Source organism: Nannocystis sp. RBIL2 (genome assembly GCF_026626745.1).
Taxonomy (GTDB): Bacteria; Myxococcota_A; Polyangia; order Nannocystales; family Nannocystaceae; genus Nannocystis.
Genome location: NZ_JAPNJW010000001.1, coordinates 1 through 11826, shown reverse-complemented (window position 1 = coordinate 11826; position 11826 = coordinate 1). Strand labels below are relative to the sequence as shown.

The window sequence follows — 11826 nt, the reverse complement described above, 5'->3', positions numbered from 1 at the left end:
GAAAAGAATTGCGAGTCGGCCCGAAAAATTTTTCGACGGGACTCTGCGGTGCCGGAGATGTGCGGACATGCATTCGACATCCCGTCCCGTCATCGACGCTTACTCTATCTCTACACCCGCCGTCCGCCTGCGCAGCAGCATGCATTCCATTAAAAGGATCACGCGCTGCGCGAGCCTGGGTTGCTGGATCGCCGCCATCGCCGGCTGTGACGGCAGCGGCGCGACGAGCACCGCCCAGACGACGGACCACACCACGGGCGACGAGTCGACCACGGCGTCCTCGCTGACGGAGGACAGCACCGGCGACGCGACGACCGTCCCGGGGACCACCGCGGCCACCGACCCGAGCGCCGGCAGCACCCACGGCACGAGCGCGAGCGAGGCCAGCACGACCGAGGTCGGCACGAGCAGCACGACCGAGGACAGCACCACCGCGAGCAGCGCGACGACCGAGGGCACGACGACCGAGGGCACGACGACGGAGGGCGCGACGACGGAGGGCACGACGACGGAGGGCACGACGACCGAGAGCACGACGACCGAGGGCGCGACGACCGAGGGTTGCGAGAGCGACCTGCGGGCGGTCAAGCTCGCGCGGTTGATCGATCCGGCCGACGGCAGCGTCCTCGAGCCCGCGATCGTGATCGTCCAGGACGAGCGGGTCCTCGCGCTCGCGACCGACGAGGCCGAGATCCCGTGCGGCGCCGAGGTCGTCGACTGGTCGGGCTACACCGGCGTGCCCGGGCTGGTCGACGCTCACACTCACTTCATCTACCAGACCGACGACGAGCCCGGGACCTTCCCGTGGCAGCGGAGCTGGTGGCTGTTCCAGAACTCGCCCGAGACGCTGGCCGAGCTGGCGCGGCAGGCCGCGGAGAAGACGATCAAGCTCGGCGTCACCACTGCGATCGACAAGGGCGCCGGCCCCGGCGACTACCTGGTCGCCGAGCTGCGCGACGCGATCGCGGCCGGCGAGCTCACGGGTCCGCGGATCTACACCGCCGGCTACGGCATCAGCGGGCCGGTGCCGTCGATCGAGGTGATGAAGGGGTGGATCCAGCAGAACGTGGCCGACGGCGCCGACCTGATCAAGGTGTGGGCCGACAACTGCAGCGACGACACCCTGACCTGCAGCTCGAAGTTCACGTTCGAGCAGCTCAAGGCCGCGGTCGACGAGGCGCACGCGCTCGGCCGGCCGATCGCGATCCACGCCTATCACGCCGACACCGCGAAGCTGGCGATCATGGCCGGGCCGGACTCGCTGGAGCACCCCGAGGGCCTCGATACCGTCGACTTCATGGACATGATCGCCATGGGGGTCACCTACGTACCCACGATCGATCACAACCGCTATTACAAGGACAACCTGGCCTATTTCGGCTACGCGCCGGGCAAGGCCGCGGAGTTCGAGGCGTACATCGCGTTGAACCTGGCCACCGCCAATGAGGCCTTCCTCGCCGGGGTCGACATCGCCATGGGCTCCGACGCGGTGTTCAGCGGCTTCGGCGAGAACACCCGCGAGCTCGAGTGGTTCATCGACGCCGGGATGACGCCGCTCCAGGCGCTGCGCTCGGCGACGATCGAGGGCGCGGCCAGCATCGGCGTCGAGCACGAGGTCGGCCGGGTCGCGGTCGGCTACTTCGCCGACATCGTCGCGGTCGACGGCGACCCGCTCACCGACGTCAGCGTGCTGATCGGCAACGTCCACGGCGTCATGAAGAGCGGCGTGGTCGTGCCCTGAGCCGCGGCGGACCGGGGATCCGCCGCACCCGGCCCGGACGCGCGGCCCGACATCGGGCGCGCCCGGGCAGGGCGCCTGCGGCCTCGCGCATCCTGGTTCGAGGACCGCGAGGTCAGGTGCGTCGAGGGATCGACACTGCTTCACGCCCGCGATCCCGGAGCTCGACTGCTGCGCGACTCACCCTTTCACGCGGACGCCTCGCCGCGTTGCTCGCCGGTCTGACCGGCTGCGCGCCGACTGATCCCGGCGAGAGCACCGCATCGACCGCAGCGGCTTCGACGACGACCGACGCGTCCACCGGCTCGCCGACCGGCGACGCGACCACGATCCCGACCACCAGCGAGGCCTCGACCCAGGGGACCGGCGATGCCACCAGCGCGGCGAGCACGAGCGCGGCGAGCACGAGCGAGGCGAGCACGAGCGAGGCGAGCACGAGCGAGGCGAGCACGAGCGAGACGTCGACCACGGGCCCGATCGGCTGCACGAAGAACGTGGTGCTGATGGGCTACTGGCCGCCGACGAACGAGATGCTGCGGCCGTGGAGCACCGATCCGACGCAGAACCCGGACGGCTGGATCGGCGCCGACTGGGGCGGCTACGGCTACGACGTCCACGCGTTCTTCCCCGAGTTCCCGCCCGACGGCGATCCGAGCAACGACGACATCGGCGATCCGGGCGCGGTCGGCTCGCCGGACTACGACCTGCGCGTCGACTATCAGGCGACCTCGGCGGACTTCTGGCGGCTGGTGGACGAGTACCAGCCGGTGATCCTCGTGACCACCAGCCGCGGCGGCGACATCGGCTGGGAGATCGAGGCGCTCGAGGGCGGACACGGCCTGGACAACCCCGGCGGCCCGGCGCAGGACTGGCTGTCGGACGGCCACGGCGCAGAGCACCTGCCGACGAAGGCGACGACCGAGGCGCGCTCGTGGGACGTGATCAGCGAATACCGCCAGGGCAACACGCTGCCGAGCCAGCTCCCGATCGAGGCGATCGTCGCCGCGACCGAGCCGCTGGGCATCACGTCGGTGGTCATCGATCAGCAGACCAGCGGCAACTTCCTGTCCGGCTTCCTCGGCCTGCACGGCGTCTACTACAACCAGATCGCCCCTCACAACGTCGCCGCCGGCCACATCCACGTCGGCTACGGCCTCCCGGTCGCCGACGCCAGCGCGCTGCTCGAGGCGACGCTGCACGCGGTGCTGCAGGCGCACCCGGCCGACACCGTCGAGTGTCCGTGAGGACGAGCGCTTTCGCATGACCGATCGGACATGTCCGATCGGTCACTCCCCCAGCGAAGCCGTCGCCACGTGTCGTCGCTACGCGAGCGTGGCGAGGAATCGCTCGAGGTGAGCCGCGAGCGCCGCGGGTGCCTCGCACCACGGCCAGTGCCCGGCCGCGGGGATGACCTCGAAGGTGGCGCAGTAGCCGTTGCCCTCGACCTTGTTGTTCTCGGTGCGGCACTCCTGCCACAGGTGCTCGGGCATGCCGCAGCCGACCCGCATCTGGCGCTGCAGCCCGCCCGCGACCGCCTCGCCGCCCCCGAGCTCGAGGGCACTGCGCCGCGGGGCCCCGTCACAGACGGCGCAGCCAGAACGGCTCGTCCGGCCACCGGCGCTCGCGGGCGTAGGTGGCCAAGCGGTGCTCGAGGTAGCGCTCGTAGAGCCGTTCGACTCGCTCACCGTAGGCCGGCAGCCCGCGCGGGTCGCCGTCGCGGGCCGCGACGATGGCCTTCGCGCCGGCGTCGGCGGTGAGGAGGGCGTCGGCGAGGCCCTGCGACGACAGCGGATCGACCGAGAAGGCGGCGTCGCCGACGGCGATCCACCTGTCTCCGAAGACATGGGAGAGCCGGCCGGTCCGCGCGTCCGCACCACGCGGGGCCTCGATCGGCAGATAGTCCCCCGCGGCCAGGGTCGCGGCGATGAAGCGGGTGCGCACCAGCTGCTGCACGAACTCGGCGCGCGCCGAGCAGGCACCCGGCTCGTGATCGCGGAGCAGGGCGACGACCCGCTCGCCCGTGGGCACCCGCACCGTGTACCACCAGCCGTACGCCGCGGCCTCGACGAGAATGCGGGTGTCGAGCTCGCCGGGGACGCCGGCGCGGAAGCGGGCGTAGGTGGCGACGAGCGCGTCGACGTGGGTCCGCGTCGCGCCCAGCCGACTCGCCAGAGCCGCCGGCCGGCCCGAGGCATCGATCGCGAATGCAGCGACCACGCACGCCCCGTCGTCGAGGCGTAGTTCGAGCGCCTCGTCGCCGCGGTGGGCGGCGCCGACGAGGCGGGCGATTCGCAATACCGCGCCGCCCTCGCAAGCCCAGCGGCGCAGGCCGGCGTCGAACCGCGCGCGGTCGAGGATCCACCCGTGGCCGTAGGGCCCGCCGATATGGTCGTACACGCCGAGCTCGTCGCTGCCCCACGAGGACAGGGTGCCGTTGCCGGGCAAAGCGTCGCGTACGAGCGACTGCAGCCCGAGCGCGTGCAGTAGGGGCCGGGCCGCGGGCGGGAGCCCCTCGCCGATCCGGAACCCCTCGGGCCGCGGGTCGATCATCGTCACGGCGAGACCGGCGCGCGCGAGCAGGCCCGCCGCGATCGCACCGGCCGGGCCGGCGCCGGTGACGACGACATCCATCATCGCCGCGCTGGCTTGTGGACGGGCACCGGCCATTCGTGCGGCTCGAGCTTGCTGACCTCGCCCTTCAGCGGGCCCGCGACGCCGCCCGACGCGACGCGCAGTTGGCTCGGCACGCCCGGGACGTCGCTCGGGCCCGGCTGCACCTCGAGCAGCCCCATCTCGTGGAACTCATGGACCATCTGGACCATCTGCTCGGGCGCCTTCCCCTGGAGGCGCGCGTTCCAGTCGGCGCGCGCGGCGAAGGCGTCGCGGCGGGCCTCCAGCGGCCGCGAGGTGTCCATGAGCACCCGGTATTGCTCGAGCGTGAGCACCTGATTGGGCACGCGCGCGGGCCAGAAGCTGGGGATGAAGGGATCGTAGGTCTTGTCGTAGCCGGCGCGGCAGAACGCGGTGTCGGCCTGCCAGGGGAGACCCATCCAGCGCGTGAGATCGCCGGGGCCCTGGTCGTGCAGCGGGCCGTTCGGGCCGAGCACCACCGATTGCGTCAGCGTCGAGCCGTAGCTCGGCGCCGGCGTGCCCGCGGGTCGGTGACGGATCCGGAACGGCCGGTCGAACATCGTCAGATGGCGCATCGGCCAGGTCACCTCGCAGCCCGGATGGAACGCGTCGGCGAGCGCGTGGTCGAGTGCCGCGCGGTCGAGCATCCCCGGTTGCTCGGCCAGCGGCACCTCCTCGAGCGCCGCGTACGTCGGCAGCTCGACCGCGAGATCGTCGATGAAGTCGCCGGCGACCCACCTGGCGAGCACCTGCTCCTGCGTCCACGTGATCGCGGCGTTCTGCCGCGGGTTGTCGATCGCTACCGACTCCATCGCGTCCCCGTAGAGCCACGGCCACGGCAACTGGTTGCCGTCGCTCGGGGTCGACGGGCGGAAGCTGTTGGCGACCTGCCGCCGGAGCTCCTGATTACGATCGTACCCCCCCTGCGCCGGCTTCCACGCCAGCTCGGCGGCCAGCGCCGGATCGTCGAAGTCGAGCCGCGATCCGGCCCCGAACGCGACCGCGAAGCCGTGATTGTTCCACTGCAGCCCGGACAGGCGGCGCAACAGCGGCCAGACGTCGCGCTTGAACGCGACGTCGCGCCGCGCCGGCAGCCAGCCTGCTTGCACGTACAGGTCGACGAGCAGGTCGTGGAGCGTACGCACGCCGAGGACGCCGGGCCCGTAGTCCGGCGGCGCGGTGACGACCCAGGCGCCCTCGACGGGGATCTCGGCGCCCTCGATGCGGACGGTCGCGGTGACGGGGCCGTCGGAGGTGTCGTCGTACCAGCCATCGGCGTTGATGAAGGTCGTCGGCACATTGGGATCGAAGATCGGCTGGTTGGTCGGCGAGGCGGACACGCCGTGGCCGCCGAGGAACACCAGACGGCCGGCGTCGTCGGTGCGGAGCTGGCCGAGCTGCACCGGCGTGCCCTGAAACTGGCCGGCGATCGTCGGGCCGACGGTGGACTTGCCGCGGACTTCGACCGGCCCGCCGTCGATCACGAGCCGCGCACGCTCGGGCGCGGGCACGCTGGCGTTGCGCAACGGCAGCGTGACCGTCTCGGCCTCGGGGATGTCGAGCGCGATCTGCCACTGGAACCAGGCGGCCTTGCTGTTGGCGACGTGGACCCGCCAGGTGATGTCGGCGGAGTTGGCTGTGAGCTCGCCGACGACCTCGCCCGCGGCGTTGTAGCCGTAGATCCGGAAGCGCGCGGCCTGCCGCTTGATCGCCCCGGTCGAGTCGCGCCAGGCCCCGACGGGCGCGGGCGGGGCATCGACCACCTCGGGGCCGTAGAGGTACTCGCTCGCGCTGTTGCCGACGCGGGCGACGCCGATCGCGGGGTGGATCGCGGCGCGCACGACCCGGCGATCGACGGCCGTGGGATACGCTCGACCGTCGTCCCACGTGTCGGGCCGCGGCGCGGTCGGCTCGCCGCGCGGCTGGCCGTTGACGTCCCGGCGATTGTCGGCAGAGGCGCGGTAGACCACCCGGCGCGCTTCGGAGATGCTGCCGACCGGCGCGTGCGCCGGCAAGGCGTGCCACGGGTTGAACGCGAGGCTCTCGCCGTACGCCGACTGGCCGCGGGCGTCCAGGTCCTGCTGCGGGAGCACCAGTGTACCGACGCGCACCGGCGGGCTCTCGCGCTCCGACCATTCGACGGTCGCGCGGTCGAGCGGCATCTCGCCCTTCCTCAATTGCACATAGAACCCGAAGCGGGCCTCGCCGGCGGCCATGCGGCGGTGGAGGTCGGCACGCAGATAGGTCGGATCGTCGAACGCTGCGGGCGGGCCGTCCCCGGCGGCCTCGGGCACCAGCTTGTATTTGACGTGCTCCTGGCCGAGGCTGTACGGCAGCACGCTCCAATAGGGGGTGGCCAGCGCCGAATCGACCTGCTTCTCCATGTCCTTCAAGATCTGGGCGGTCTCCTCGTTGTCGGCGAGCCACTGATCGAGCTGACCGTTCAACGAGGCGCAGGTGAATGCGCACATCTTGGCGGCGTCGTCGACGAAGAAGACCGGGTGATTCTGCAGGATGAAGTCGTGCGTCCGCGCCTCCTCGTCGGGCTCGAGCAGCTTCGGCCCGTCGACGTCGAACAACTTGATCCCCACCCCCAACGTGCCGCCCAGGTCCGGCCGACCCGGCTGCAAGTCGCTCGAGAAGCGGACCCACGCGCGATGGACCGCGCCCGGCGCGAACACCCCTACTTGAAGCTCGACCGGCAAGTCTGCGCGCACCTCGAACCGCCCGTGCGCCGCGCCATGCAGGCGCAAGAACACCGGGCGCGTCGCGGGATCACGACCGGTGGCGAGCGCACGATTCTGGGCGAATCGTACGAACATCCGCTCGAGTCCGCCGATAGGGTCACTGTCGCAATCGCAGGGCGGCGCGGGGGGAGCGAAGTCGCGGCTCACGGTCATCATCACCTCTTTTCGCCCGGGACCGTACACGAGCCCGCAAATCTTGACAACGACCTCTTTGCGACGAGCCTTATGGGCGGTGGCGGGGACACTGCCGATTGTCGATAGCGACGGCGCATTCGAGGTCGGCGTCCGGAATTGGCGTGAGCGGTCGAGCGAGCTAAACGTTGATCGCCGGTCCCTACACTGTTCGCTCGCGTGGTCGCCAGGACCGCCGACACGTTGCGCGAGCGAGGTACGCACGTGAGAACCCCGAGCGACGTCGAGCGCGGCGAACCCGCAGCAGGAAATGCCGCTCGCCGCGCTCGAGCCGAGCGGCGCGGCGCCACCGAGGAGGCGCGAAAAGACCCCGAGTCGGCCTATGCTGCCGGGCGATGGCCGAGCCGTTCAAGAACCTGATCAACACCGAGGTCGTGCAGGCCATCGGCCACCACCTGAAGCGCGTCGATCCGGGCTTCGATCGCCGCGGTTTCGCGGCCCGGGCGCTGGCGCGCCTGGACACGCTGGAGCTGAAGGCCCGCGTGCTGCAGGTGGCCGATGCACTGGTGGCCACGCTGCCGGCCGACGTCGACCGCGCGGCCGGGCTGCTGGAGGCCAGCCTCGGGCCGCCGGGCGCGGGTGACGACCTGAGCGCGCTACGGACCAGCGAGCGCGGCCTGGCCGGCTGGGCGGTGTGGCCCTTGACCGAGGCGATCGCCCGCCTGGCGATCGACGCGCCCGAGCGTGGTCTGGCCGCGCTCCACGCGATGACCCAGCGATTGACCGCCGAGTTTGCGATCCGGCCGTTCATCGTGCGACACCCCGCGGTGTGCTACGCGACGCTCGCGCGCTGGGTCAGGGACCCGAGCGCGCACGTGCGACGGCTGGTGAGCGAGGGCAGCCGTCCGCGCCTGCCCTGGGGCCTGCGGCTGCAAGCGCTGGTGCTCGACCCCACGCCGACGCTGCCATGGCTCGCCGCGCTGCAGGACGACCCCAGCGAGTACGTGCGGCGCAGCGTCGCCAATCACCTGAACGACATCGCCAAGGACCACCCCGCGCACGTGGCCGAGTGGCTGGTGCGCTACTTGCCGGGTGCGTCGCCCGAGCGTCGCGCACTGCTTCGGCATGCCAGCCGCACCCTGATCAAGCAGGGCGATCCGGCGGTGCTGGCCGCCTGGGGCCTGGGGCAGGCCTTTCGCGGCGAGGCGGAGTGGACCGTGGCCCCGACCCGGGTCGCCATCGGCGGTGAAGTGACGCTGCGCCTGGTGCTGCGCTCGACCGCGGCGAAGCCCCAGCGCCTCGTGATCGACTACGCCGTACACCACGTGAAGGCCAACGGCAGCACCTCGCCCAAGGTGTTCAAGGGCTGGGCGATCGAGCTCGGTCCACGAGAGGAGCGCGCGCTGGAACGCCGCCACTCCTTCAAGCCGGTGACGACGCGCCGTTACTACCCCGGCGTGCATACCGTGGACCTCCGCATCAACGGCCAGGTCCTGGGCGAGGCCGCAGTCCACCTGCGAGCATGAGTGTCGTGACGGGGACACGGGCGAACCACACGGTCGGGCGCGCCAGGTCAAGTGGATTCAAGCCCGACGGTCCCATGACGGCCCAAACAGGGCGTCATGCATCGACGCGCCTGCCTCGCCACTCTGGCCCACCTGCCGCTGCTCATGAGCAGCTGCGCCCACCTCCGGGCGCCCGCGACGCCGCGCACCCGCTGGACCGTCGCCGCGTCCGAGGGCCTCGATCTTCTGTGCCTGCTCGGCCCGCTGTCAGGTGATCCGTTCTACGCCGAGTGGTACCCGCAGGAGCTAGCGCAGCTCGCCCCGCGGCTCGACGCCGACACCATCGCCACGATCCAGTCGCTCAAGTCGGACGCCGCCGCACGCCACTCCTTGCTCGGCCCGTACCTGTGCCTGCTGTTCTCGGCCGGCCCGACCGACACTCTCGCGCAGCTCCGCGACTCGCTCGCGCGCGCCGAGCAGGTGCTGCTGCCGACCTATCGCGCCAGCCCGTACTGGGAGGCCGACGACTGGGGCTGGTTCATCGCCGCCAGGCCGGCGCTCACGCGCCTGTTCGCGGCCCTCGCTGCCGCCGAGCTGCCCGCGTTTCGCGGGGCCGTCATCGGCGACCGCGCGACCCGCCGCGAGACGGAGTTGCGGGCGCGCCTGGCCAGCGTCGACGTCATCGCCGAGCAGGAGCGCCTGCTCGGCCGCCCGCTGCGTCCGGACATTCAGATCGACCTCCTGCACTTCTCCAAGCCCCACGGCATCAAGGTCCAGGGTCAGCGTTTCCTGACCCACCTCGACTACTCCGACGAGACCGTGATCCGCAACGCTGCCCACGAGATCCTTCACCCACCGTTCGACGAGTCGAGCCCGGCGATCCGCGACGTACTCGCCGTGCTCGCGGCCGACCCCCTCCTCAGCCGCATCGTCGCCGAGCACGATCCGAGCTTCGGCTACACCTCACTCGCGGGGTACCTCGACGAGGACACTACCGAGGCCCTCGAGCAGTTGGTCAACGAGCGGCTCGGCGTCGCAGTACCGGCCGGCCAGCGCTGGCGTCGGGCCGACGGCGGCATGCACGTGCTCGCCGCGGGCCTGTACGGCCTGCTGCGAGCCGATGGCTTCGATCGCACCGGCGGCGCGATCGAGGCGTGGCTCGGCGCCGCCGCACGCGACGGCCGCCTCGCGCCGCCTTCATTGCACGCTGCCGCGGCCGCGGTGCTCGAGCTCCCACGTGCCGACCTCTGGACCCCACCCACGGCCTCACCGTGAAGGCGTCGGCCGCGGCGTCGAATGAATCGTCGGGCCTGAATCCACTCGACCCGCGACGCGCCGCACGGCCGCGGGGGTGCGACCGGTGAGCTTGACCAGGGCGCGGGTCATGTGGGCCTGATCGGCGAACCCGAGCTCGAGCGCGAACTCGGCGAGCGTGAGCGGCGAGCTGGCGATGCAACGCCACGCCTTCAGGGCCCGCACCTCGGCCCGGTAGCGCTTGGGCGAGACGCCGTAGGCGCGCAGAAAGCCGCGGGCCAGGGTGCTAGGGGCGAGGCCTGCGGTCTCAGCCCAGGCGTCGAGGCGCAGCGAGGGGTCCGCGCGCAGATCAGCGGCGAGCAGGTCGGGCCAGTCGCGCTCGTCGCAGACAGGGTTCAGTGAGGCGAGCGCGAGCGCGGCCGCGGCCGCGGGGTCGCGCTCGGCCAGGCGGACCACGCCGTCGAGGTCGGCGAGTCGACCGACCGGTAGAGGGGGCGCGTCGGGCGGGCAGGGCAGATTGAGCACGCGGGCGCCCGCAGTGCCGAATTGATCGCCGTGCGCCTCGAATTCGCGGTGATGCACGAGCTGGCCGGCGGTGAGGCGAAACCGGCCGGCGTCTCCGGCTTCCGTATAGGCGCCGTCGATGACGACGGCGAGATAACCCGCGGCGTGGCGGTGGCGGGGCAGGCGGGCGCCCGGCGCGAAGCGCTGGTGGATCTGTGGGGCGCCCATGGTTCACACCGAGCTCGTGGCCGTAGCGGGGATTATCGACCTTTCGCGCCACGACGACGAGGGGTCAGGTCAGGCCTCTCCGGGCGGTGGCAACCGTGGGCCCGTTTACGGTGGGCCGTAGCGAAAAGAGCCAATCGGCGACGAAGTCGAGGCAGACTTCGAGACGACCGGGAGAGCGCGCGGCCGCGCATTTGGGCTTCCGCGCCAGCGTAGATCCTCCGGCGGGCCAAGCTCTCGGGCCGCCGGTCGCCGAGCAGAGCGAGGACGGAGGCGCGCGTGCGCGGACGTGGAAATCGACGTCATCACGGCCGCGGAACGAGGGCCCTGTGGCACGATCGCGGCCCGGACGTGAGCGAAATCGTCGAATTCTCGTGCGGCTCGTGCGGTTCGCAGATCCAGGTCGAAGCCCACCTGCGGACCGCGACCTGCCCGTACTGCGCGTCGCCGGCGGTGGTCGAGCGGCCGCGGGAGGCCGGGCGGCCGCAGCCGGACTTCGTGCTCGCGTTCATCGTCCCGCACGAGCAGGCGCTGGCGGCGGCCCGGCGCTGGGTGAGGCGGGCCTGGCTCGCCCCGGAGGCGTTCCGCAAGGCCACGGTCGAGGCCATCCGCGGGATCTACGTGCCCTCGTACCTGTTCTCGGCGGCGGCCCACGCGGAGTACACCGCCCGGATCGGCGAGAACTACACGGTGACCTACACGACCACGGACTCGAAGGGCCGCACGGTCACGCGCACGCGCACGGAGACCGAGTGGCACACGCTCGCGGGGAGCTACTCGGCCTACGTCAGCGACGTCGTCGTCACGGCCTCGCGAGGGATCGACAACCATGAGCTCGAGGGGGTCGAGCCCTTCGACCTGCGCGCGCTCCACCGCTATTCGCCGCGCCTGCTCTCCGGATGGATCGCCGAGGAGGCGTCGATGACGGCCGAGGTGTGCCGCGAGCTCGCGGTCGCCGAGGCGATGGCAGAGGTTCAGCGGCGCATCACGAAGATGATGCCCGGCGATCGGCAGTCGGACCTCCAGGTCAGCGCCCGCCTCGCCGACATCGCCCAGATCCTGATGCTCGCGCCGGTGTGGGTGCTGCCGG

The 11826-nt window shown here is 71.6% G+C and carries 9 protein-coding genes; 5 read left to right on the top strand and 4 right to left on the bottom strand.

The genetic code is table 11. From position 1 onward, the window contains the following. The first annotated feature begins 67 nt into the window (after positions 1–67). A complete protein-coding gene (locus OV090_RS00045) occupies positions 68–1741 on the top strand; it encodes an amidohydrolase family protein (protein WP_267701364.1) in 1674 nt (557 codons plus the stop codon). A 206-nt stretch (positions 1742–1947) separates the two neighbouring features. After that, entirely contained in the window at positions 1948–2982 is a 1035-nt protein-coding gene (locus OV090_RS00040; protein WP_267701363.1) for a hypothetical protein, read from the top strand. A gap of 78 nt (positions 2983–3060) precedes the next feature. On the opposite strand, the gene OV090_RS00035 is transcribed toward OV090_RS00040, so the two are convergent. The 3 genes from OV090_RS00035 to OV090_RS00025 all read right to left on the bottom strand — a co-directional run bounded on the left by OV090_RS00035 (position 3061) and on the right by OV090_RS00025 (position 7191). Beyond that, on the bottom strand, positions 3061–3228 hold the full coding sequence (locus tag OV090_RS00035) for an alpha/beta hydrolase (protein WP_267701362.1): 168 nt from the start codon (positions 3226–3228) through the stop codon (positions 3061–3063). Between the two features lie 88 nt (positions 3229–3316). Continuing rightward, on the bottom strand, positions 3317–4372 hold the full coding sequence (locus OV090_RS00030) for a tryptophan 7-halogenase (protein ID WP_267701361.1): 1056 nt from the start codon (positions 4370–4372) through the stop codon (positions 3317–3319). Further along, the gene (locus tag OV090_RS00025; RefSeq protein ID WP_267701360.1) at positions 4369–7191 is read right to left on the bottom strand and encodes a LodA/GoxA family CTQ-dependent oxidase; all 2823 of its coding nucleotides are present in this window, start codon (positions 7189–7191) and stop codon (positions 4369–4371) included. Before OV090_RS00025 ends, OV090_RS00030 begins: the two co-directional genes overlap by 4 nt. 452 nt (positions 7192–7643) lie before the next feature. Between OV090_RS00025 and OV090_RS00020 the strand changes: the two genes are divergently transcribed. Further along, positions 7644–8774: a DNA alkylation repair protein gene (locus tag OV090_RS00020; RefSeq protein ID WP_267701359.1), complete on the top strand. Its 1131-nt coding sequence runs from the start codon at positions 7644–7646 to the stop codon at positions 8772–8774. Between the two features lie 96 nt (positions 8775–8870). Then, positions 8871–10028, top strand: a complete 1158-nt coding sequence (locus OV090_RS00015) for a hypothetical protein (protein WP_267701358.1) — start codon at positions 8871–8873, stop codon at positions 10026–10028. Here the strand turns inward: OV090_RS00015 and OV090_RS00010 are convergent. Beyond that, entirely contained in the window at positions 10020–10739 is a 720-nt protein-coding gene (locus tag OV090_RS00010) for an AraC family transcriptional regulator (RefSeq protein ID WP_267701357.1), read from the bottom strand. The two genes, OV090_RS00015 and OV090_RS00010, sit on opposite strands and share 9 nt — an antisense overlap. A gap of 348 nt (positions 10740–11087) precedes the next feature. On the opposite strand from OV090_RS00010, the gene OV090_RS00005 reads away from it, so the two are divergent. Further along, positions 11088–11826, top strand: a 739-nt coding sequence (locus OV090_RS00005) for a hypothetical protein (RefSeq protein ID WP_267701356.1), incomplete at its 3' end; no start/stop codon positions are given.